This window comes from Nonomuraea sp. NPDC050790 (assembly GCF_044456745.1).
Taxonomy (GTDB): Bacteria; Actinomycetota; Actinomycetes; order Streptosporangiales; family Streptosporangiaceae; genus Nonomuraea.
Genome location: NZ_JBITGF010000006.1, coordinates 362,913 through 385,847, shown reverse-complemented (window position 1 = coordinate 385,847; position 22,935 = coordinate 362,913). Strand labels below are relative to the sequence as shown.

The 22,935-nt window shown below is 71.5% G+C and carries 18 protein-coding genes; 8 read left to right on the top strand and 10 right to left on the bottom strand.

The window, feature by feature from the left end:
- Nucleotides 1-20 precede the first annotated feature (20 nt).
- From ACIBEJ_RS31110 to ACIBEJ_RS31095, 4 genes are all read right to left on the bottom strand, one after another.
- Nucleotides 21-953: a MazG family protein gene (locus tag ACIBEJ_RS31110; RefSeq protein ID WP_397186423.1), complete on the bottom strand. Its 933-nt coding sequence runs from the start codon at nt 951-953 to the stop codon at nt 21-23.
- Nucleotides 954-955: 2 nt separating this feature from the next.
- The gene (locus ACIBEJ_RS31105; protein ID WP_397186422.1) at nt 956-1,576 is read right to left on the bottom strand and encodes a SurA N-terminal domain-containing protein; all 621 of its coding nucleotides are present in this window, start codon (nt 1,574-1,576) and stop codon (nt 956-958) included.
- Between the two features lie 27 nt (nt 1,577-1,603).
- The gene (gene mfd, locus ACIBEJ_RS31100) at nt 1,604-5,092 is read right to left on the bottom strand and encodes a transcription-repair coupling factor (protein WP_397186421.1); all 3,489 of its coding nucleotides are present in this window, start codon (nt 5,090-5,092) and stop codon (nt 1,604-1,606) included.
- Between the two features lie 591 nt (nt 5,093-5,683).
- The gene (locus tag ACIBEJ_RS31095) at nt 5,684-6,310 is read right to left on the bottom strand and encodes a GNAT family N-acetyltransferase (RefSeq protein ID WP_397186420.1); all 627 of its coding nucleotides are present in this window, start codon (nt 6,308-6,310) and stop codon (nt 5,684-5,686) included.
- A 469-nt stretch (nt 6,311-6,779) separates the two neighbouring features.
- Here ACIBEJ_RS31095 and ACIBEJ_RS31090 point away from each other — a divergent pair, with 469 nt between their 5' ends.
- A complete protein-coding gene (locus tag ACIBEJ_RS31090) occupies nt 6,780-7,496 on the top strand; it encodes a class I SAM-dependent methyltransferase (RefSeq protein WP_397186419.1) in 717 nt (238 codons plus the stop codon).
- On the opposite strand, the gene ACIBEJ_RS31085 is transcribed toward ACIBEJ_RS31090, so the two are convergent.
- Nucleotides 7,489-8,673: a hypothetical protein gene (locus ACIBEJ_RS31085; protein ID WP_397186418.1), complete on the bottom strand. Its 1,185-nt coding sequence runs from the start codon at nt 8,671-8,673 to the stop codon at nt 7,489-7,491. The two genes, ACIBEJ_RS31090 and ACIBEJ_RS31085, sit on opposite strands and share 8 nt — an antisense overlap.
- Complete coding sequence (locus ACIBEJ_RS31080; RefSeq protein ID WP_397186417.1) at nt 8,670-9,158, bottom strand: SigE family RNA polymerase sigma factor; 489 nt, start codon at nt 9,156-9,158, stop codon at nt 8,670-8,672. Before ACIBEJ_RS31080 ends, ACIBEJ_RS31085 begins: the two co-directional genes overlap by 4 nt.
- Before the next feature lie 93 nt (nt 9,159-9,251).
- On the opposite strand from ACIBEJ_RS31080, the gene cysC reads away from it, so the two are divergent.
- Entirely contained in the window at nt 9,252-10,463 is a 1,212-nt protein-coding gene (cysC, locus tag ACIBEJ_RS31075) for an adenylyl-sulfate kinase (RefSeq protein ID WP_397186416.1), read from the top strand.
- Nucleotides 10,464-10,466: 3 nt separating this feature from the next.
- Here the strand turns inward: cysC and ACIBEJ_RS31070 are convergent, their stop codons facing one another.
- The gene (locus ACIBEJ_RS31070) at nt 10,467-11,519 is read right to left on the bottom strand and encodes a glycoside hydrolase family 26 protein (RefSeq protein ID WP_397186415.1); all 1,053 of its coding nucleotides are present in this window, start codon (nt 11,517-11,519) and stop codon (nt 10,467-10,469) included.
- A gap of 415 nt (nt 11,520-11,934) precedes the next feature.
- Here ACIBEJ_RS31070 and ACIBEJ_RS31065 point away from each other — a divergent pair, with 415 nt between their 5' ends.
- The 6 genes from ACIBEJ_RS31065 (at nt 11,935) to ACIBEJ_RS31040 (ending at nt 18,747) form a co-directional block, all read left to right on the top strand.
- The gene (locus ACIBEJ_RS31065; protein ID WP_397186414.1) at nt 11,935-13,326 is read left to right on the top strand and encodes a Wzz/FepE/Etk N-terminal domain-containing protein; all 1,392 of its coding nucleotides are present in this window, start codon (nt 11,935-11,937) and stop codon (nt 13,324-13,326) included.
- Complete coding sequence (locus ACIBEJ_RS31060; protein WP_397186413.1) at nt 13,323-14,591, top strand: hypothetical protein; 1,269 nt, start codon at nt 13,323-13,325, stop codon at nt 14,589-14,591. Before ACIBEJ_RS31065 ends, ACIBEJ_RS31060 begins: the two co-directional genes overlap by 4 nt.
- Complete coding sequence (locus ACIBEJ_RS31055; RefSeq protein ID WP_397186412.1) at nt 14,588-15,493, top strand: hypothetical protein; 906 nt, start codon at nt 14,588-14,590, stop codon at nt 15,491-15,493. The genes ACIBEJ_RS31060 and ACIBEJ_RS31055 overlap by 4 nt, the downstream gene beginning before the upstream one ends.
- Nucleotides 15,490-16,344, top strand: a complete 855-nt coding sequence (locus ACIBEJ_RS31050; RefSeq protein WP_397186411.1) for a sulfotransferase domain-containing protein — start codon at nt 15,490-15,492, stop codon at nt 16,342-16,344. Before ACIBEJ_RS31055 ends, ACIBEJ_RS31050 begins: the two co-directional genes overlap by 4 nt.
- Nucleotides 16,332-17,759 carry a lipopolysaccharide biosynthesis protein gene (locus ACIBEJ_RS31045; RefSeq protein WP_397186410.1) on the top strand — a complete coding sequence of 476 codons (1,428 nt, stop codon included), beginning with the start codon at nt 16,332-16,334 and terminating at the stop codon, nt 17,757-17,759. Before ACIBEJ_RS31050 ends, ACIBEJ_RS31045 begins: the two co-directional genes overlap by 13 nt.
- 91 nt (nt 17,760-17,850) lie before the next feature.
- A complete protein-coding gene (locus tag ACIBEJ_RS31040; RefSeq protein WP_397186409.1) occupies nt 17,851-18,747 on the top strand; it encodes a sulfotransferase in 897 nt (298 codons plus the stop codon).
- On the opposite strand, the gene ACIBEJ_RS31035 is transcribed toward ACIBEJ_RS31040, so the two are convergent.
- From ACIBEJ_RS31035 to ACIBEJ_RS31025, 3 genes are all read right to left on the bottom strand, one after another.
- Entirely contained in the window at nt 18,728-19,441 is a 714-nt protein-coding gene (locus ACIBEJ_RS31035) for a WecB/TagA/CpsF family glycosyltransferase (protein WP_397186408.1), read from the bottom strand. The two genes, ACIBEJ_RS31040 and ACIBEJ_RS31035, sit on opposite strands and share 20 nt — an antisense overlap.
- 1,106 nt (nt 19,442-20,547) lie before the next feature.
- Complete coding sequence (locus ACIBEJ_RS31030; RefSeq protein WP_397186407.1) at nt 20,548-21,468, bottom strand: glycosyltransferase family 2 protein; 921 nt, start codon at nt 21,466-21,468, stop codon at nt 20,548-20,550.
- The gene (locus tag ACIBEJ_RS31025) at nt 21,465-22,889 is read right to left on the bottom strand and encodes a hypothetical protein (RefSeq protein ID WP_397186406.1); all 1,425 of its coding nucleotides are present in this window, start codon (nt 22,887-22,889) and stop codon (nt 21,465-21,467) included. Before ACIBEJ_RS31025 ends, ACIBEJ_RS31030 begins: the two co-directional genes overlap by 4 nt.
- Between the last annotated feature and the right edge of the window lie 46 nt (nt 22,890-22,935).

The following is a 22,935-nucleotide window of genomic DNA, read 5'->3' as shown; positions in this document are numbered from 1 at the left end:
GTCGTGGATCACTCCGGCGCTCAGGCGTCGCGTGCCTCCCAGTTGCGCACGCGCTCGCGGTAGTCACGCGCCGCCGCGCGCAGCTCCGCCTCCGGATCGAGGCCCGCGTCCTGGGCCCTGCGGACCAGGTCGAACAGCTCCCTGGCCACGCCCTGGCCCACCGCCTGCGCCAGCGCCTCGGGGGCGCCCGCCCGTTCCGCCCGCCGGACGAGCTGGGCGGCCAGCGACAGCGACGGCTGGCCCATCGGCACGCCGTCCAGGATCGACTCGGTGCCCTTCTCGGCCCGCTCGGCGGCCTTGATGGCCTCCCAGTTGTCGTTCACCTCGTCGGCGGTCTCCGCCGTGACGCTGCCGAACACGTGCGGGTGGCGCCTGACGAGCTTGTCGACGATGCCCTCCGCGACGTCGTCGATGTCGAACGACTCGGCCACCCGCGCGTGGAAGACCACCTGCAGCAGCAGGTCCCCCAGTTCCTCCCGCAGCGCCGGATAGTCGCCGTGCTCGATCGTCTCCAGGACCTCGTACGCCTCCTCCAGCAGGTACGGCACCAGCGTCTCGTGCGTCTGCTTACGGTCCCAGGGGCATTCCACGCGCAGCCGGTCCATCACGCCGACCAGGTCGAGCACGCGGGCGCCCGGCAGGTCGTAGGAGCCGGGCACGATCTCGATCACCGGCGGCTCGTCCAACGACAGCGCCGCGTGCCCGGCCGCGCGCAGGAAGTCCTCGTCGTCTCCCGCCAGCCAGACGATCGTGGTGGCGGCGGCCCGCCGTACCAGGTCGGCCGGGACCTGCGGGCCGGCCGTGACCTCCACGCCCGCCTCGGCGAGGTAGGGCAGGTGCGGGTGCTCGGCCGAGGCGGTCAGCACCTCGCCCGAGCGCAGCGCCTGCCACGCCTGGTGGCTGAGCAGGCCGGGGGCGACCCTGGGCGAGGTGGTGACGACGATGAGCGGCATGCTCAGCCCTGCGGCTGTTGCTGCTGCTGCGGCTGCTGGGTGGCGGTGAGCTTGCCGAAGCGGCCCGTGTCGACGAACATCGACGGGTTCTCCTGCGTCGGCTGCGTGTTGAGTTGGCCGTAGCGCGGACTGTAGGTGACCTTGACGGTGGTGAACTCCGCGCGGAGCTTCTCGATCGCCTGCTGGTTCTGGGCGCCGCCGAGCTGCTGGAGGATCTTCTGGATGGCCAGCTCGCCGCGCAGGTAGTCGCGGGCGTCGCCCGGGGGCACGCCCTTCGACAGCAGGTTCATCGCCGGGGTCTGCTGCTGGCCGGGGTCCTTCAGCGCCGCGTCGATCTCCGACTCGCTCACCTGGACCTTGTACCTCGACGCGAGCTGGCGGTAGACCGCCTCGTTCGTCATCCGGAACAGCACGAACTGGTTGAGCGGCACCTGGAGCGCGCTCGCGTCCAGCCGTGCCGCCGTCAGCGCCTTCTCATACTGCTGGACCTCGGAGTTGAGGTCCTTCGCCGCGATGCGCTCGCCACCGACGACCGCGGCGGCGCCCGCCTCGACCGGGCTGGAGCAGGCGGTCAGCGCGACGCCCACCGCGGCGGCGGCCACGGCCACTCGAATCGACTTCACGTGCATCCTTTCCGACGAAAACCGGCGCTAGCTTACCCGTGCGGGCTCCAGGAACATCGCCTCGACCAGATCCCCGCACCATTTGAGCAGGTCCAGGTCCCGCAGCGGCTGCCCGCCCACCGGCTTGGTCTTCGGCATCGGCACCAGGAGCGTCTCCGCCGCCTGCTTGTAGATCGCGCTCTTGTACAGCCGGTCCAGGCGGACCTGCTGCGACTCCTTCAGCACCACCGGGCCGAACTTGATGTTCTGCCCCTGCAGCGTCACGTCCGTCAGCCCCGCCTGCCTGGCCCTGAGCCTGAACCTGGCCACCGCCAGGAGGTTCTCGACCTGCACGGGCGGCTTGCCGTACCGGTCGGTGAGCTCGGCGCGCACCTCGTCGATGCCGAGGTCGGAGGCGATCGCGGCGATCCGCTTGTACGCCTCCAGCCGCAGCCGCTCCGAGGTGACGTAGTCGTGCGGGATGTGCGCGTTGATCGGCAGCTCGACCTTCACGTCCTGCTGCTCGGGCACGGCCTCCTGCCCCGACAGCTTCGCCTTCTGCTCCTGTACGGCTTCCGCCATCAGCCGGACGTAGAGATCGAAGCCCACCCCGGCGATGAACCCCGACTGCTCGGCGCCCAGGACGTTGCCCGCGCCGCGGATCTCCAGGTCCTTCATCGCGACATACATGCCCGCGCCCATCTCGGTGTGCTGGGCGATCGTGGCCAGGCGCTCGTGCGCGGTCTCGGTGAGCGGCTTCTCCGGCGGATACAGGAAGTAGGCGTAACCCCGCTCGCGGCCCCGGCCCACGCGGCCGCGGAGCTGGTGGAGCTGGGACAGGCCGTAGTTGTCCGCCCGGTCGACGATGAGCGTGTTGGCGTTGGGCACGTCGAGGCCGGATTCCACGATGGTCGTGGAGACCAGCACGTCATACTCGCGCTCCCAGAACCCGACCATGATCTTTTCGAGCTGGTGCTCGTTCATCTGGCCGTGGGCCACCGCGACGCGCGCCTCGGGCACCAGTTCCTTCAGCCGGGCGGCGACGCGGTTGATCGAGGCCACCCTGTTGTGCACGAAGAAGATCTGGCCGTCGCGCATCAGCTCGCGCCGGACGGCGGCGGCGATCTGCTTCTCGTCGTAGGGACCGACGAAGGTGAGGATCGGGTGCCGCTCCTCCGGCGGGGTCAGGATCGTGGACATCTCGCGGATGCCGGTCAGTCCCATCTCCAGCGTGCGCGGGATCGGCGTGGCCGACATCGCCAGCACGTCCACCTGCGTGCGCAGGTGCTTCATCGCCTCTTTGTGCTCGACGCCGAAGCGCTGCTCCTCGTCGATGATGATCAGGCCGAGGTCCTTGAAGCGCACCTCGGGGCTGAGCAGGCGGTGGGTGCCGATGACCAGGTCGACCGCGCCTGAGCGCAGCCCCTCCAGCGTGCCCTTGACCTCGCCGTCGGTCTGGAAGCGGGAGACCGGCTTCAGCGAGACGGGGAAGCTGGAGAACCGCTCGGTGAACGTCGACATGTGCTGCTGCACCAGCAGCGTCGTGGGCACCAGCACCGCGACCTGCTTGCCGTCCTGCACCGCCTTGAAGGCCGCGCGCACCGCGATCTCGGTCTTGCCGTAGCCGACGTCGCCGCAGATGAGGCGGTCCATGGGGACGCCGCGCTCCATGTCACGCTTGACCTCGTCGATGGCTTCAAGCTGGTCGCCGGTCTCCGCATACGGGAAGGCGTCCTCCATCTCGCGCTGCCACGGCGAGTCGGCGGCGAAGGCGTGGCCAGGACTGGCCATGCGGGCGCTGTAGAGCCTGATCAGCTCGCCCGCGATCTCCTTGACCGCCTTCTTGGCCTTCGCCTTGGCCTTGTTCCAGTCGGCGCCGCCCATGCGGTTGAGCGTCGGGGCCTCGCCGCCCACGTACCTGGTGACCTCGTCGAGCTGGTCGGTGGGCACGTAGAGGCGGTCGCCCTTGGCGTACTCGATGACCAGGTACTCCCTGGTCGCGCCCTGGATCGTGCGCTGGACCATCTCGATGTAGCGGCCGACGCCGTGCTGCTCGTGGACGACGTGGTCGCCCACCTTGAGCTGGAGCGGGTCGACCATGTTGCGCCTGCGGCTGGGCAGGCGGCGCATGTCCTTGGTGGAGGCCTTCTGCCCGACCAGGTCGAGGTGGGTGAGGACGGCGAGGTCCTTGGTGACGAAGCCGTGCTCGATGAGGCCGGTGGTGACGTGGACGACCTTGGGCTCCGGCGCCTTCTCCAGATATTTCTGCAGACGGGCGGGAACGTCCACGCCCTTGAGCAGCTCGACCATCCGCTCGGCCGAGCCCATGCCCTCGCTGAGCAGCACGACCGCCTTGTCCTCCGACAGCCAGCCCTTGATGTCGGCCAGCGCCCGCGCGGTGTCGCCCCGATACGCCTCGGAGTCCTGCGCGTCCAGCTCCACCCCGGAGCCGAACGGCGCCAGCGTCCACCACGGCTGCCCCAGCGCGTCGGCGTGCCCGCGCACCTCGTCCAGCGTCCGGAACGCCGCCGCCCCCAGGTCGATCGGCGCCTCGCCACCGGCCGCCGCGTTGATCCACGACGCCTCCAGGAACTCCTGCGAGGTCCGCACCAGCTCCTCGGCCCGCCCGCGGATCCGCTCCGGATCACACACGAACACCGCCGACCGCGCGGGAAGATGATCGACCAGCAGGTCCATCTCCCCCGCCAGCACCGGCGCGAACGCCTCCATCCCCTCCACCGGCGAACCCTCCGCCAGCTGGTCGAGCACCTCGGCCAGCGAAGGATGCTCCTCCCCCAGCGCCCTGGCCCGCTCCCGCACCTCCGGCGTCAGCAGCAGCTCCCGGCACGGCGGCGCGAACAGCCCGTCCTCGGCAGCCTCCAGCGAGCGCTGGTCGGCCACCTTGAACCAGCGGATCTCCTCGACCGTGTCGCCCCAGAACTCCAGCCGCAGCGGGTGCTCCTCCGTCGGCGGGAACACGTCCAGCAGCCCGCCCCGCACCGCCACCTCGCCACGGCGCTCGACCATGTCGACGCGGTGGTAGCCGTTCGTGACCAGCCGGTCGACGACGTCGTCGAGATCGGCGTCGTCCCCCGCTCGCAGCCGGATCGGCTCCAGGTCGCCGAGCCCCTTGACGATCGGCTGCAACAGGGCGCGCACCGGGGCCACGACCACGCTCAGCGGCCCGGCCGAGGCGTCGCCACCGACCGGGTGCGCCAGCCTGCGCAGGACCGCGAGCCGCTGGCCGACGGTGTCGCTGCGCGGCGAGAGCCGTTCGTGGGGCAGGGTCTCCCAGGCGGGGAACACGGCCACGGTGCTGGGCTCGATCAGGCTCGTGAGCGCCGACGCGAGATCCTCGGCCTCGCGGCCGGTCGCGGTGACGGCCAGCACGGTGCGCCGATCGTGGCCGGACAGCGCGGCCACGCCGAAGGGGCGCATGGCCGCGGGCGCGACCAGCGCGACATCGCCACCCTCCTCCAGAGCGGCGGTCAACTTGGGATCGGCGGCAACAAGGTCAAGCAGTCCGGAAAGACTCATCCACAGCCCCACGCAACATGATCGCCCCAGCCCGGGGCAACACGACTACCCCCGGCCTGCATCGGTCGCGGGGGTCACCCCCACCCTACTGTCCACCCCCTCTCCCCATTTCCGCCTCCCCCTCTCCCTTTCCGCTGCTGGCTTTCTCCGCCGCCGCTCCTTTTCCCGCTTTCTCGCTCCCTTCCGCCCCCATTCACGCCGTTTCTCCCCTTTCCACAGCCCTTGCGCGCTCCCGGCCCGGCCGCGCGCCTCCTCCCTCAGCCCTTGCGCGGGCTCCTCATCCGCCATCCCGCCGCACCTCCGCTCCCCCGCCCATCCGTTACGGCTCCGCCGCCCCCACGCCCCCCGCCGACCTGGGCGCGCGTCCGTGCGAGGTCGCCCAGCAGTCGGACAAACGCGCCACCGTAACGGCGCCCGTTTCACCACCCGCGCGGCCCTCGCAGACCAGACAAGCGTCGGCGCCCGGATGCCCAGAACCACGGATTGGCAGGAGGGTTGGGCTCGCCCGGGGCGTTGGCTGGGACGGCTGGCCGAGCGGGCGGCTGGTCGGGGGTTGGCCGGTCGGGGGGAGCGGTTGGGGGTTGGGATGGGTTAGTCGGGTGGGGGGAGGAGGGCTTCTGAGCCCATGGGGAGGAAGCCGGCGGCGAGGAAGGCGCGGATGCTGGCGGCGTTGCCCGGCGCCACCTGGGCCCAGACGGGTTCGGGGGCCAGGTGGCGGGCGGCGGTGGCAAGGGTGCGGCCCAGGCCCCTGCCCCGGTGTTCTGGGGCGATCTCCACGGCGGCCTCCCAGCGGCCCGCCACTCCCCTGCCCAGGACCAGGAGGCCGCCTTCGCAACCCCACGCGCGTACGCCGTCGCGGTGCCGGTGGGCGCGGGCGATCCTCGGGTGGGCCCGGCCGGTGACCTCGGTCAGGGCGGCCGACGGTGGGCCGGGGAGGGGCTGGGCGAGGAGGAGCATGTCCAGGCCGTCCACGCGGCGGCCGGTCTTGCGCTCCAGGGCACGCAGGAAGGGCGGGTTCAGCGGGGCGGACAGATCGCCCTCGGGGAGGCGGGCGAGCAGCCAGATGGGGTGGAGGTCGGCGAAGACCACGGTGTGGGCGGTGAAGGCGATGACGCCCAGGTCGCGGGTGGTGGGTTGGGGAAGGATCTCCACGGACCCGTCGGGAGCAGGCAGTCGTCCGGCCGCCACGCCGTCAAGGACGTCCTTCAGCGTCTCCACCCCGACATTTCACCAGAAATATCCCTGCTTGCCGCGTTACGAGTCGATCCCGATTCATGATTTGGGCGCGGGTGGTGAAACGGGCGCCGTTACGGTGGCGCGTTCGTCCGACTGCCGGGCGACCTCGCACGGACGCGCGCCCAGGTCGGCGGGGGGCGTGGGGGTGGCGGAGCCGTAACGGATGGGTGCGAAGTGAGGAGCACACCCCCACAGGACCGTCACCCCAACGGACAGGCGCGCAGAACACACCCCCACAGGACCGTCACCCGACGGACGGGCGAGGTGGGGGGCGCACCTTCGGCTGGGTGGGAAGCGACACCGGAGCGGCGGGGAGTCGGGGTGGGAAGCGACACCGGAGCGGCGGGGAGTCGGGGTGGGAGCAGGCGTCGGTGAGGCAGCGAGGAGATCGGGGCGGGGCGGGGAGGAGAAATGCGCAACTAAGAGCGAGCGAGTGATTACTGTTGGTGACATGTCAGAGGTGCGTGCGGTCGCTCTGCGGGGCGACCTGTTTGGTCAGCGGATCCGCGAGCAATGGACCGAGCAGTTGGGGCGGCGGCTCGACATCCTCATCGCCGGTTGCGCGCGTGACGAGCCGCTGGTCCTGGAGCGGATGGAGACCAGGGTCACCGGCGTCGACGAGGACCTGCCGCTCGTGCGGGCCATCGTCGAGGCGCGCGACGATCTGGACGCCTGGGCGCTGGGCGACATGCGGTCGGTGCCCCTGCCGCCGCGGTCGTTCGATGTGATCCAGCTCACGTTCCTGCTGGAGCGGATCCACCATGCCGAGCTGGTGCTCGACCGGATGCTGCAGGCGCTGCGGCCCGGCGGGCTGGTGCTGCTCAGGATGCGCGATCGGCGGTCGGCCTACGGGTGGTGCGATCGGGTCGTCCCGTCGTGGCTGCGGTCGGCGCTCTGGAAGCGGATGGTCGGGGAGGGCGTGCCGGGGCCGCTGCCGTCGGTGTACGAGCCGGTCACCTCGCGCGACGGCATGCACGCCTTCTGCCTCACCCGCGGCCTGATGATCACCGACGACCAGACGGCGACCTCGGGCCCGGCCATGGGACGGTTCGGGAGCACGGCCGTCGCGCTCGTGGACAAGCTCTCGCGCGGCCGCCTCCCGTCCGCTCACGACGAGGTCATGATGGTCATCCGCAAACCCCAGAACCACTTCGCCCGGCTCATCTAGGCGTCAGCACCCAGCGCCACACTCCGTCCTCGCGCGTGTCCTGGTAGCCGCTCAGCGGGGTCTCCGTCTTGCCGTCCACGCTGGTCAGCACCAACGCGGACTCGAACTCGTTGTCGCAGTCGCGCGCGCACTTCATCGCGATGACACGTTCGTTGTCGGCCCAGGCGTGGAGTTGGAGCACCTGCTGGCTGGCGACCACGGCGCCCGTCGCCTTCTCCGTGATCTTGGTGGGCAGTCCGGCGTCGCCCAGAAGCAGCCTGCCGTCGGGAGAGAGCGCGTTGACCCCCCCGTCGGAGAACTGCTCGTCGGGCGCGGGGCGCTTCTGCCCGTCCAGGCTGTAGTAGAGGCGGTGGGGACTGGTGCTGATCCATTCGAAGATGAGGCTGCCGTCCAGGCTCCACTCGAGGTCCTGCCAAGGATTGGGCGGGCCCAGCTTGTCCGAGTCCGCGAGGGGCGGCATCGGGTGGAACTCCGTGCGGTTCGCGGGTACGTCGATGACGTAGTAGCCGGTGCGGGTCGAGTCCGGGAGCGTCCAGGAGTCCTTGCCCGTCCGCTCGCTCAGGCCCGGGTACTCGGTGTAGGCGGTGGCCAGGAGCTTGGTCCCGTCGGGCGACCAGCGCACCGACGTCACCGTGCGATCCAGGTCGAACCAGGCCAGGAATTGCTTCGTGGTCAGGTCGAGCACGCCGACGCGCCGGCCCATCGCCTCGCCTTCCAGCACCGCCGCCACCTGGAGGCCGGGGGCCACGTCCACCCAGGCGTACTCGGTCTTCTCATACGCCTTGGCCACCGGGTCGAGGAGCCACCACGTACGGCGCAGCCGTTCCGTCCGCCCTTCCAGCTTGTCCGTCCGCTCGGTCCAGTAGGCCCCGATCGCGTATCTCCCCGCCGCGATCATCTTCTTGGGCGGCACTTTCTCCAGGTCGCCGCTGACGTCGGTGGGCGCGGGGACCGGCCGGGGCGGCAGGGTGATCTCCACCGCGGGCCGTACCGGCACCTCGGGCACCCGGGGCACCACGACCGCCACCACCGCGATCAGCGCCGCCACTCCCACCGCCAGCGTGCCGTAACCCCAGGGGCGCCGGGCACGCCGCCGTAGTGCCCGGTCGGCCAGGTCGTGGGGCACCTGGGCTTCGTCGGCCCACTCCCGCATCGCCTCGCGCAACTGCTTCGTCATCCCACTACCTCCAATTCCGGGAAGACCTCCCGCAACTTGGCGAGCGATCGGTGCGCGGTGCTCCGCACGGTCCCGACCGAGCAGCCCAGCACCTTGGCCACCTCGTGGTCGGGCAGGTCCTCGAAGTAGCGCAGGACCACGACCGTCCGCTGCCGCGGGGTCAGCCTGGCCAGCGCGCCGCGTAACACCATGCGCAGTTCGCTCTGGTGGGTGGCGTCCGCGTCCGGACGGTCGGGCACCGCGGGCCGCACCACCTCCGGGCGGCGGCCGGCCGCGCGCCACCAGCTCACCTGCTGGCGGTACATGACCTGGCGTACATAGGCCTCGGGGTTGATCACCCGCCGCCATTTCCCCGCGAGTTTCGCCAGCGCGATCTGCAGCAGGTCCTCCGCCGCGTGCTGGTCGCCGCCGGTCAGCAGGAACGCCAGCCGCATCAGGGCGGGGGACCGCGCCGCGACGAACTCGCGGAAGGCTGGTTCGTCCACGTTCACCTCCAATGGGTCACCCCTAAGACGCCGCATGCACCGCCTCGCTATGCCTGCCGCACGCTAGAGTTCCTTCCTACCGATTCACTTGGGATGGAATACGTGGAGTTCACCCCGGACGAGCGCGAACTCGCCGACCTCGAACTTCTCCTGTCGGGGGCGTTCGAGCCGCTCAAGGGCTTCCTCGGGCACGACGACCTGCACTCCGTCGAGGAGCGTGGCACCCTGGCCGACGGCACGCCCTGGCCCGCGCCGGTGGTGCTCCACCTGCCCGACGCGGCCGGGCCCGGCGACGAGGTCATCCTCCTCGATCCGGAGGGTCTGCCGCTGGCCGTGGTCACCGTGACCGAGCAGGGCGCCACCGGGCCGCTCAGGAGCCTCAACCCGCCGGAGCACGGTCCGTTCGCGCGGCTGCGCCGTACCCCTGAGCAGGTCCGCGCCGAGCTGGGTGGGCGCGAGACGCTGGCGGTCACGATGCGCGGCCCCCTCGACGACCTCGGCGAGGTCGTCGCCACCGCCAAGGAGCTGCGCGCGCGCATCCTCCTCCTTCCTCTCGCGTACGGCGAGGCCGGCCCGGCCGTCGTGCGAGCCGCGCTCAGAGCCGCCGGCCAGCTCCCCGAGGACACCCTCGTCGTCCCGGTGCCGCTCGCGCCGCGCGAGGAGCCCGAGCTCGACCTCGAACTGCGCGAGCACGTCGCCACCGCCTACGGCGCCACCGAGCACCTGGCCGGCCCGGAGCCGGTGAAGATCCCCGGGCCGCCGCACCGGCGCGGGCTGGTGGTGTTCTTCACCGGTCTGTCCGGTTCGGGCAAGTCCACGATCGCCCGCGGCCTGCGTGACGCGCTGCTCGAAGAGGGCGGCAGGACGATCACCTACCTCGACGGCGACGTCGTGCGGCACCTGCTGTCGAAGGGGCTGACGTTCTCCAAGGAGGACCGCGACCTCAACATCCGGCGCATCGGCTTCGTCGCCGCGGAGACGGCCCGCCACGGCGGTCTGGCCATCTGCGCCCCGATCGCCCCGTACGCACGGACCCGGGATGAGGTGCGGGCCATGGTGGAGGGCGTCGGCGCCGACTTCCTGCTGGTCCACGTGGCCACGCCGCTGGAGGAGTGCGAACGGCGCGACCGCAAGGGCCTGTACGCCAAGGCCCGTGCGGGCGCCATCCCTTCGTTCACCGGCGTCTCCGATCCCTACGAGGAGCCCGAGGACGCCGACCTCACCATCGACACCACGCACCTGTCGATCGAGGCGGCGGTGTCGCGGGTGCTGGACACGCTGCGCGCCGGGCGCTGGATCCGCTGACGTTCACGGCCTGGGGACGCGGGTGGCGCGGAAGTAGGGGTCGCGGGCCAGTTCGGTGAAGGCGCGGCGGCCCTCGGCGGTGGTGTCGAAGCGGGTGTCGCCGCGCGGGGCCTTGGGTGAGTCGAAGTAGACCAGGGCCCTGATCTGCGGATAGTGCTTGATCTGGGCCTGGACCGACGCGTAGAAGGCACGTTTGAACGCGCGGTCGTTCCACCGCTCGAAGACGCCCCACTCGGCGACCATGATGGGCTTGCCGGGGAAGCGCCACTGCATCCACCGGTAGAAACCCGGCCAGTTGGGATAGTCCTTGCGGGTCTTGTTGACCAGTCCGGCGAGGTCGCGGACCCTGTCGTCGGCGTAGGGGTCCATGGCGACCCAGTCGACGACGTCGTCACCCGGGTACAGGTGCTGGAACCACGGCTTGGCCGCCCAGTTGGGCGCGCCCATGTAGGTCATGACGGTGACGGCGTTCTTCACGCCCTTCTCCCGCAGCCGGAGCACCACGTGGCGGAACATCGCCGCGTAGTCGGCGGCCTGCATGCCGGAGCCGGTCGAGGGCACGACGTCGTTCTCCGGTTCGTGGTGGATCGTGAGGAAGAAGCGCTCTGGGAACGTGTCGCGCACGTGGGCCGCGAGCCGGTCGATGCGCCGGTCGAGCGCGCCGTCGGCGATCTCCGCCCACGTGTGGTCGAACGACGGCTTCCAGTTGATGAGCAGCATTCGCGGTTTGAGGGGATCGCGGGCGATCCCTATCTCCTTGTCCGTGGGGAACAACTCCGTCCCCCGGTGGTAGACGTGCACGATGTCGGCGGTCGCGCCCATCCGCCCCTCCGCCTTGTGTACGGCACGGCCGACCGGCAGGCCGGTGAAGACCTCGGGCGCCATGCCCCACCACGCGCCGCACGACGGGATGAGCTTGGCCGTGACCGCGCAGGCCGGCGAGCGTTCGATGCCCAGCCTGCCGTTGACCCGGTCGGCGTCGCCGGCGCCCGGATCGGGTACGCCCTCGGCGCCGCTGCAGGCCGCCATCGACAGGAGGGCGCCTGCCAACAGCACCCTCATTCCTGTTTTTCGGCATTTAGCCAGAATTCCCCGTGGAAACATGCCGCCCCTGTCCTTCCTCCCGGGACCCCCACCCCGGGGTAAAACAACGTTGCAACTTTGCCACGACTGGGCGACACTTTCAGCCAGTGCCGCTTCGTTCACCGGTTCGCCGTGGTCAGGACGCGGGAAAACGACGCTACACTCGGGCTACCGAGCTTGCCGAGAGCGCCGATCAGTCCTCGCGGAATTCCTCCGCCGCCAATTCCTTTCGCCCGATTTTGAGTGACATTTCCCCATTATCGTGGGACATTTCCGGGCGGGCGGCGGAGCCGTACCGGAGAAAATCTTCCGTATTCAAACGGGGCAATATCCGCGCGCCCTATAGTGACGCAGAGTCGCCGATCGGAAGCACGGGGTAAACACTTCCATGAGCCTGCCGCCCGCCCTCCAGGCCCGCAGCTCCGGCACGGACCTGGCGGAGCACCTGTCGCTGCTCCGCAGGCGCAAGCTGCTCTTCCTCTGCTGCCTGCTGGCCGCGGTCGCCGCCGCGCTCGGCCTCTGGCGGCTCGTCCCGCCCTCCTACACCGCGACCACCGAGGTGCTGGTCGCACCGGTCGGCGTCCAGGAGCAGAACAACCAGGTCACCAGCCGCCAGCGCGAGGCGCTCAACCTAGACACCGAGGCGCGGATAGCCCAGTCCGCCGTCGTGGCGACCGAGGCGGCGGAGTCGCTCAAGATCCCGGCGGCGGAGCCCGCCGAGGTGAGCGTGCCGCCCAACTCCTCCGTGCTGGCCATCGCGGTCACCGCGGCCGACCCGGAGACGGCCGCGGCCCAGTCGCGGGCGTACGCGCGGGCGTACCTGAGTCATCGCACGGAATCGGCGCAGACCGCGCTCGCCGCCCAGCAGAAGGCGCTGCTGGGCAAGCTCAAGCAGGTCAACTCCGCCCTCGGCGACACCGCCGAGCAGGTGACCAAGCTGCGCAGGGGCACCGCGAGCCACGCCGTCGCCACCCACCGGCAGAGCGTGCTCAACCGGCAGGCACTCAGCCTGACGATGAAGTACGACGGGCTGAAGACGGTCGCGCTCACGCCGGGCACGGTGATCAGCGAGGCGGCCACGCCGGCCGCGCCGAGCGCCCCGAGCCTGCCGCTGTATCTCGGCGCGGGGCTCATGCTCGGGCTGCTTGCCGGTTCCGCCGCCGCCTACGGCCGCGACCGGCTCGACACCCGGCTGCGCCGCGCCGCCGACGTCGAACGACTGACCGGTGTCGCGGTCCTGGCCGACCTGTCCGACCAGGGCAAGGTCCTGGACCGGCTCACGCTCCACGACCTGGCCTCCTCGGTGGTGGCCGCCTGTCCGGGCAAGCGGCTGCTGGTCAGGGTGGTGCCGCCCGGGCCCGGCGCGTACGCGCTGGCCGCCCCGCTGGCCTCCCGCGCCCCGCTGTCGGTGCTCGACGGCGCGGACGTGGGCGATCTGGCCAAGGCCGACGCGGCGATGCTCCTGATCACGTTGCGCAGGTCGCGGGCCGGGGACGTGGCGGCAGCCGTACGCCATCTGGGCAGGCACAACGTGCCGATCATCGGCGCGGTGACCAGCACGGGCGACCTGCCGGAGCCCCCGGAGAAGTCCAGGGCGCTGCCGAAGCTGTCGCAGACCCTCGACAAGCTCGTCGTGCCCGCACCGGAGCCCGAGAAGGCGGCCTTCCCTGCGTCCGAGAGGCCGGCCTTTCCCGCGCCCGAGAAGGCGGCCTTCCCCCCGCTTGAGCCCGAGACCACCCCCATGCCCGCCGTCACCGACAAACCGGGCAAGACGTCGTGAAGGATCCGGCGTGGCCGATCGCCGCGCTTCTCGTCGGCTACCCGGTGTGGTGGGCCCTGGGCTTCGGCGGGCTGTCCGTCGTGGTCATGGCGGTGCCGATGGCCGTCATCCTGTGGCGGCGCCGGCCGATCAGGCTGCCGCGCGGCGCCGGGCTCTGGGTGCTGCTGCTGGCCGGATACCTGGTCAGCGGGCTGGCGCTGGCCGAGTCCCCGCCGGGCACCTACGGCGGCCTGGGTCCCGGGCGGCTGATCGGCTACGGCATGCGCTTCGCGCTCTACGCCTCCCTGTTCGTGGTCGTCCTCTACCTGGGCAACCTCACGAAACAGGAGCTGTCGCAGCTACGGCTGGTGCGGATGCTGGGCGTGCTGTTCGTCTGGACGGTGGGCGGCGGGCTGCTCGGCGTCCTGTTCCCGAAGTTCGCCTACACCTCGCCGGTCGAGCTGGTGCTGCCCGGCTGGATCGCCGACAACTCCTTCGTCCAGAACCTCATCCACCCCACCGCCGCCCAGACGCAGAAGGTCCTCGGCTACGGCCTGCCCCGCCCCGAGGCTCCCTTCGAATGGGCCAACGCCTGGGGCAGCAACCTGTCGGTGCTGCTGGTCTGGTTCGTGGTGGGCTGGTGGGTCTACGGCGGGCGCCACCGCAAGGCCGCCGCCGTGGTGCTGATCGCGCTGGCCGCCGTCCCCGTCGTCTACTCGCTCAACCGCGGCCTGTGGATCGGCCTCGGCCTGGCCGCCCTCTACCTCGTGTTCAGGGTCGGCGGCCGGACGCGGATCACCGTCTGCGCGATCGCGGCCGGGGCGGCGCTGGTGTTCGCGCTCAGCCCGCTGGCCGCGCTGGTCGTCCAGCGCCTGGACAACCCGCACTCCAACGACATCAGGGCGTTCACCGTCTCGGCCACGATCGAGGCCGCCGCCCACTCCCCCGTGATCGGCTTCGGCAACACGCGCAACGCCACCGGCAACCATCGCACGATCACCACCGGCAAGACCGACTGGTGCGCCGACTGCGGCCATCCGCCGCTGGGCAGCGACGGGCAGCTCTGGCTGCTGCTCATCACCCAGGGCGTTACCGGCGCCGTCCTCTACGTGGCCTTCTTCGCCGGCGCGGTGCGCCGCCACTGGCGCGACCGCAGCCCCGTCGGGCTGGCAGGCGTGCTGGTGATGCTGCTCGTGCTGTTCTACATGTTCGTCTACGACGGCCTGGTCACACCGCTCAGCCTCTATCTCATCTCCTTCGCCCTCCTGTGGAGGAACACGACATGAACGACGCGAAGCTCCGGCTGCGTTACCTGGGCCAGACCGTCAGGGTGCTGTTTCCCGGGCACGGGTCGGCCCGGCCGTACAGTGTGCTGCCGCACGCGCTGCTGCCCCGCCGGCTGGCCCCGCGCCGCTGGTGGCACGCGGCGCTCGGGTCCCGGGTGATGGTCGCGGTCGAGGGGTCGATCTCGGCGTACCTGGGCGAGGTCTTCGGCGCCAAGGTCGAGACCGTCCTGCACGTACGGCCGGCCAGACGCGCCAACCGCAAGCCGATCCTGGAGGCGCACACCGAGTCCGGGCTGATCGCCTTCGTCAAGATCGGCGACACCCCGCGGGCCCAGAAACTGATTGCCAATGAGGCTCGAGTGCTCCAGCGGCTGGCCGACCAGCCGTTGAAGACGGTCGTGCCCCCGACCGTGCTCCACCACGCCCGCTGGCGCGACCTGTCGGTGCTGGCGCTGTCGCCGCTGCCGGTCACCGGCCGGAGCCGGGTGCGGGAGGACCTGCTGACCAGGGCCGTCAAGGAGATCGCCGCCACCGGCGGGTCCGAGCACGCCTGGCACGGCGACCTCGCGCCGTGGAACGTCTGCCCCTCGGCCGACGGGCGGCTACTGGTCTGGGACTGGGAGCGGTACACGGTCGGCGTGCCGTACGGCTTCGACGCCCTGCACCACTTCTTCCAGCGCGCGCTGCGCAGGATGAACGCGCCCACCGCCGCCCGCGCCTGCCTGGCCCAGGCCGTCGGCGTGCTGGCGCCGCTGGGGCTGAGCGCCGCCGTGGCCAGGCAGACCGCGCTGCGCTACCTGATCGCGCTGGCCGACCGGCACGCCGCCGACGGCCACGAGCCGCTCGGCCCGCCGAGCACCTGGCTCAACCCGCTCGTCGACTCCCAGGAGCTGCTCACATGAACGCGATGAAGCAATCGGTGCTGGCCGTCTCGCGGACCACGGGCAGGTTCACCTCGGCCGGGCGGATCCTGCCGTCGTTCCTGATCGCCGGCGCGCAGCGCTGCGGCACCACCTCGCTCTACCGGGCGCTGGCCCAGCATCCGCTCCTGCTCAAGCCGGTGCTGCACAAGGGCGTGCACTACTTCGACGTCGAGTACGCGCGCGGCCTGCCGTGGTACCAGGCCCACTTCCCGCTGAAGGTGGGCGCGGCGCTGCTGGCGCGCAGGCACGGGCGGCGGCCGCTGGCGTTCGAGTCGTCGCCGTACTACCTGTTCCATCCGCTGGCCGGCGAGCGCATCGCCCGCGATCTGCCCGGGGTGAAGCTGATCGTGCTCGTGCGCGACCCCGTGGAGCGGGCCTGCTCGGCCCACGCGCACGAGCTGGCCCGCGGCTTCGAGACCGAGTCGCACTTCGAGTACGCGGTCGAACTGGAGGACAAGCGCCTGGCCGGCGCCGACGAACTGCTGCGCACCCGGCCGGAGACCGTCCACCACTCCCACCGCCACCACGCCTACCTGGCCCGGGGCCGCTACGCCGAGCAGCTCGACCGGCTGGAGCCGCTGTTCGGGCAGGAGCGCATCCTGGTGCTGGACAGCCACCAGTTCTTCCGCACGCCCGAGCGCGTCTACACCCGGGTGCTGCAGTTCCTGGACGTCCCGCGACTGGGTGACCCGGTGTTCGAGCGGCACAACGGCCGCCCGCTGCCCAAACCGGTCTCCGAGTCGCTGCGGCAGACCCTGCGCGACCACTTCGAGGTCTATGACCAGCAGCTCGTGCGATGGCTGGGCGGTGATCCGTCATGGCGCCGGTGACCGGGGTACGGCGGGCGTCGCTGCGCCGGGTGGCCAGGGGCGGCGCGGCGGGGCTGACCGGGGCGGCCGCGGGGGCGGTGGCGCAGTTCGTCCTCGTCGTACTGGTGACCAGGGCCTTCGAGGTGTCGGTGGCCGGGTCGTTCTTCACCGCGGTGGCGCTGGCGCTGATGGTGGCCGGGGTGGCGAAGCTGGACGCGGGCAACGGGCTGATCTTCTTCATCGCGCGGGCGAAGACCTTCGAGTATCGCGGTATTTCCGGATATGTCAGGGCGGCTTTGGTGCCGGGGGTGGTGCTGGCGTCGGTGGCGGGCGCGGTCCTTTATCCACAGCTGGGGATGGCCGCGCTGGTGCTGCCGGTCATGGTGGCCGCGGACATCCTGTTGGCGGCGACCCGCGGGTTCGGCGTGATGCGACCGACCGTCGTCTATGACGGCATCGTGCTGCCGGTCGCGCAGCTTGTGCTCGTGGCGGGAGTATGTCTGGCGTGGACACGCGGCTGGCTGCCACCGGGTTTCCCTGAGGGCGCGGGCATGGCGTCACCCGAAGGCTTGGGGATGGCCTCGACAGAGGGCTTGGGGGCGGCGTCGCCAGGGGGCCTGGCAGTTGCGTCACCCGGGGGCTTGGGGATGGCGTCGCCGGAGGGGTGGTTGCTGGCGGTTTGGGCGGTGCCGTACCCGGTGGTGCTGGTGCTGGCGATCCTGAGTCTGCGCGGGCGGCTTCCCCGCACACCGTACCTGCCCGGCACCGGGCACGACCTCTGGCGCTACACCGCCCCCCGCTCGGCGGCCGGCGCCATCCAGGCGATCTTCCAGCGGCTCGACATCGTGATCGTCGCCATGCTCGCCGGACCTGCCCCCGCCGCCGTCTACACCGCGGCCACCCGGTTCAAGGTCATCGGCCAGCTCGCCAACCAGGGCCTCGCCCAGGCCGCACAGCCCCGGCTCATCCAGGCGCTCGCCCGCGGCGACCTGGTGCGGGCCCGCGAGCTCTACCAGGCCACGACCATGTGGCTGGTGCTCCTGACCTGGCCCGTCTGGCTGGGCTACGCGGCCATCGCGCCGTGGCTGCTGCGCATCTTCGGTCAGGAGTACGGCGCCGCCGTACCGGTGGCCCTGATCTTGTCGGCCACGATGATGCTGGCCACGGCCTGCGGCATGGTCGACGTGGTCCTGACCGCCGCCGGACACACCACCTCAAGCCTCATGAACCTCGTCGCCGCCATAGCCTGCACCATCGCCCTCGACCTGGCCCTGATCCCGGCACACGGAGCGGTGGGCGCGGTAGTCGGCTGGTCCGGCGGCGTGATCGTCAAGAACCTGCTGCCCCTCTGGCAACTCCACCGCCGCTACGGCCTGCACCCCTTCGGCCGCCACAGCCTGACCGCCCTACGCCCCCACACCTGGTCCACCGCATGACGCGAAACCGAAGCCGCTGCATGGCCCTGGCCCGGACCACCGCATGACTGCGGAACCGAAGCCGCTGCATGGCCCTGGCCCGGACCAGCGCATGACCCCGATCCTCGTCACCGGACTGCCCCGGAGTGGCACGAGCTGGGTCGGCAAGATGCTCGCCGCCGGCGGTGAGGTCGTCTACGTCAACGAGCCGCTCAACCCGCAACACCCGCCCGGCCGCTGCCCCGGCGTGCTGCGCGCCCAGGTGACCCACCGATTCCAGTACATCTGCGATGACAACGCCACCGACTGGCTACCCGCCTTCCGCGACACCGTCCGCCTGCGCTACCGCTTCCTGGCCGAACTGCGCGCGAACCGCTCGCCGTACGACCTCGCCAGAATGATCCGCTACGGCACCGCCTTCACCCACGGCCGCCTGACCGGAAGGCGAGCACTGCTCGATGACCCGTTCGCCGTGCTGTCGGCAGGCTGGTTCGCCAGGAGACTCGGCTGCCGGGTCATCGCACTCGTCCGCGACCCGGTCGCGTTCGCGGCAAGCTGGCACCGACTGGGCTGGACCGTCTACTTCCACGAGTTGCTGGAACAACCCCTCCTGGCCCGCGACCACCCGCAGGTGGAGGAACTACGCCCCCTGATCGGCTCCCAGGACCGCCTCGCCAAGGCCGCCGCACTGTGGCGATTCACCAGAAACGTCCTCAACCGCACCCCGGACATCCTCCAGGTCTCCTACGACGACCTGGCCACCGATCCAGTGAAGGGCTTCCGCGCCCTGTACTCCTACACCGGCCTGACCTGGACCCCATCCGCCGAGCAGCGCATCGCCCGCGCCTGCCTGGCCGACACCTCCGTGGAGCGAAGCTTCGCCTGGACCGGCCTGTCCAGAACCGCCTACCGCCCCATGAACTCCCGCCAGGCCCTCCAGCAGTCCACCCGCGGCCTCACCCCCGACGAGGTAACCCGCATCCGCCACCTCACCGCATCCGACGCCTGAGGTAGTGGATCAGGCACCCGCACAGCAGCCGGGCGGCGAACGGCAGGTCGTCCACCAGATACCGCTTCGCCAGCCGACCCGGTTCGCTGGTCAGCCGGTAGAGCCATTCCAGGCCGAGGCTCTGCATCCAGTCGGGGGCGCGGTGGACCGTACCCGCCGCGAACGCGATCGCCGACCCGCAGCCCACGAACCAGGCACCCGGCAGTTCCGGACGTAGTTCTTCGATCAGCAGGTCCTGCTTGGGGAAGCCCAGGCCCACGAACACCAGCTTGGGCCCGGCGGCCACCACGCGTGCGCGTACCCCGGCCCGGCCCTGGGCGGTGACGTCGAAGTCGAACGGCGGCGCGTCGTACCCGCAGACGTGCAGTTGCGGATGGCAACTGCTGAGCTCGGCCCCCGCCTGTTGCGCCACCCCCGGCGGCCCGCCCAACAGGTAGATCGAGAACCCCTTCCGCGCCGCCATCTTGCTGAGCGACCAGATCAGATCAGCCCCGGTCACCCGCTCCGGCAACGCCTCACCGGTCAGCCGCGAGGCCCACACCAGCGGCATCCCATCGGCCACGACAACCTCGGCCTCACGCACGAGCGTGCGCAACGCCTCGTCCTTGGCAACGGTCCGGCAGATATCCACATTCGGAGTGATGATGTGCCCACCCCGGCCCGCCGCCAGCTCGGCCGCCACCCGCTCAACCACTTGCCGCTCAGTCAGCGGATCAACCGCCACCCCACCCACGACCACGCGCCCAGCGCGCTCGGCGGTCGAGGGAGCGCAAACATGCCGTTCCCGCTCATAGGGCCGGGCGGTGTCACCCCCCTTGGCCCTCCGCAGCACCTCCAACGCCCCAGCCGGCGCCTCCACCCCCCGAAGCCCAACCCGCGGCCCCTCATGCGGACCTCCCCCGCGCCTGGCTGCGGAGGCTACGCCCAGCCCGAACGTGCCCCCAGACTCGGACGCCGCATCCCCCTCACGGACTAGGCCACCGGACGGCACCACACCGCCGCCACGCTCTGGCGTCGCGCCTTCCTCACAGGCTGCGCCACCCCCGGGTGCCTCGTCGCCACCGCGCTTGGGCTCCGCGTCTCCCTCAGGAGCCGCGCCACCCGCAGGCGCCGCGTCGCCCCCGTGATCCGTCACCATCTCCTCACCGCGCTCGGGCAACGTCTCGTCACCGCCCGCTGCGCCGTGCCCAGACGCTGTGCCGTGCCCAGACGCTGTGCCGTGCCCAGACGCTGCGTCGTGCGCAGGCGCTGTGTCGTGCCCAGGTGTCGGGTCACGCCAGGCCGCTGGGTCGGCCGCGCGCTCTTGCGGGGCAACCGGACGCGCGGGTGGTTGGGGTTCGGTGCGCTGACGAGGAAGAACCAGGTAGTGGTCGGGCCCCGAGGGGTCGGCGTCCGTGAGGCCATGGTGTGTGGAGGCCAGGGGCAGCTCCGGGCAGCCAGAGAGCGAGGACACGGGGAGCGGCTCCACTGGGGTGGCCAAAGACGGGTTCGAGCGGTCAAGAGGCGAGGGTGCGGCAGGGGGCTCCGGCGGGGCGGCCGGGGACGACTCTGGGCAGCCCAGGAGGACGAGGCGTGGTTCGGTCGGGGCAACGGAGGACAGGCCCGGGTGACCGAGGGGCGCGGACACGGTGAGTGGATCTTCTGGGGTGCCCAAGGACAGGTCCGAGCATCCAGGGGACGAGGACGCGGTGGGTGGCTCGGTTGGGGTAGCCGGGGGCCGGGGGTCGGAGGGTTCGGGGGTTGGGGGTGGCTCCGGGGGGGTTTGGTCTGGGGTGGGGGCGTGGGTTAGGTCTCGGGTGGTCAAATGCCGTGCCCCCGGTGGTGCAGCAGGGTCAGGACCGCCGAGGCCGGGATCAGCCCGGCGGCCACGGCGAGCGCGATCGGTGCGCGGGGCTCGCCGATTCGGGCGGCGAACGTGCGCAGCGCCCACCGTCCCGCCTCCCTGCGCCGTCCCAGTGCGGCGTTGTGGAAGGCGAGCTGACCGTAGATCCGCGCCGCGCCGCGCGGATCCACGGCCAGTTCTGGGTGCCGGGCGAGCATCCACTCCAGCCCGGCGATGCGGTCGGCCCAGCGGGCGACGTAGTGGGAGGCGCCCCAGGCGACCCGGACGAGCGGCTGGTCGACGTGGGCGATCGGCTGCCTCGTGGCGGCGCGCAGGGCCAGGTCCCAGTCCTCGTTCTGGCCGCCGGGCGCGCTCTCGTCGACCCACAGCGCCCCACGCCTGAACAGGAACGTCGAGCTGTGCACCATCACCATCCGCGACCTGATCAGGTCGGCCTTGGTGACACGGTCGGTTCCGGCGAGTCTGGGTACGCGGCGGGAGCCGTACGCGATCTCGATGGCGCAGGAGGCGAACTCGGTGCCCGGCTCCATCCGGCGTACCTGGGCGGCGAGTTTGCCCGGCAGCCACATGTCGTCGTCGTCGCAGAAGGCGATCAGGTCGGTTTCGCAGGCGGCGATGCCGGTGTTGCGGGCGCCGGGCAGGCCGGGGCTGAGGCGGTTGGGCAGCACGCGGACCCGGTGGTGCCCGGCCGTGGCGTCGTGGGGCGCGATCACGTCGGCCACCTGCTCGGCAACCTTCTCCGGTGACGCGCCGTCGACCACGATGACGAGGTCGATGGTCCCGGGGTACGCCTGCGCGAGCGCCGCCTTGGTCGCCGCGCGCAACTGCTCGGGCCGGTTGCCCCGGGTGGGGATCACCACACCGATGGACGCACTCACGCCGCCTCCTCCCCGCCCCGCGTGGGGACGCAGCCGTTCGGATCACTCACCACACCGGCCCCCTCGGCCGACGCCGCACCACCGTTCGAGGGCCGTACCGGGTCACCACGCTCGGACGGCGCCGGGTCACGGCTCTCGGGCCGCGCCGACCCTCCGTCGCCGGGATCCGCACCACATGGCACCGAGCCTCCAGAGCTCGGCACCGCGTCAAGAACGGGCGCTGCGCCTCCGGCAGCCGAAATCGCGTGGGCCGAGATCGCGCCACCCGAGACCCCGCGATCCGTAACCGCGCCCCACAAAAGCGCGCCACCCGAGGCCGCACCACCCGGGGCCGCACCACTCGCAGCCGCACTACCCGAGGCCGCGCGATCCGAAGTCGCTCGATCCGAAGTCGCGCCGCCCGAAAGCGCGCGATCCGGAATCGTGCCGCCCGAAACCCGGGCGCCTCCTGCCGGAGCCGGAACGGGAGCCGAAGACGGAGCCGGAGCTGGAGCCGGAGCATGATCGGAGGTTTCCGGGACGAGTGGGCGGTAGCCGTACCGGTGCATGAGGGGGGCGGTCAGGGCTGTGACCAGGTGGCGGTGGCGGGGTGGCAGGCCGGTCTGCCAGGTGTCGTCGCGGGCCAGGCTGATCGGCCCGACGGTGAAGCGCATCGGGTTGCCCGAAGCCGTGTGGGCCGGGCTCAGCCGAGCGAGCGACCCCTCCAGGTACGGCAGGCCAGCCTCCAGCCCGAGGCGTACGGCCAGCCCACCGAGGGTGGCACGCGGGTCGCCCATCAGGTCCTCGTAGCGAACCCGGGTAACCGGCACCCCACGCCGCGCGAGCAGCTCAAGGGCGAGGTTCTGGGCGGTCCAGTGGAGCGAGGTGCGGACCGGGCCCCAGCGCGTCATCGGCCGCCCGTCCTCCGGCCGCTCGACGCCGCGCCGCCACGAGTGCGCCACCGCCCTCGGATCCCGAACCACGTGCACGACGTGCACGTCGATGCCACCGACGGCCAGGCACCAGGCCAGCGACGCGTGCTTGCTGGAGTCGATCACCAGCCGGGCACCGGCGACCTCGGCGGCGGCCTGGTAGACACGGCGGTAGGCGGACACGTAAGCGTCGAGGTCGCGATGGCCCATGCGGGGCACGCGGCGGGTCCGGTCGACGCGTCCGCGCAGGCCCAGAACCATCTCGGCCAGCGCGGGCGACCAGCCGCCGAACGCCCGCTCGCCCACCGCCCGCCAGAACGCGCACGCCGCGAACCCCTCGCCGCAGCCGCACGGCTCGCCCGCCAGCACTCCCCTGGCCCACAGGTGGACCACCTCGCCCAGCGCGGCCACGCCCGGCGACTCGCCGAGCAACCGCTCCAGCAGCGTGGTGCCACTGCGGCCAAGGCCACCCAGGAAGATCACCCGGGGGGCGGGCGAACGGTCAGACACGGACAGGGACCTAACCTCGTGATGACGGAACGTGGAGACAGTAGCG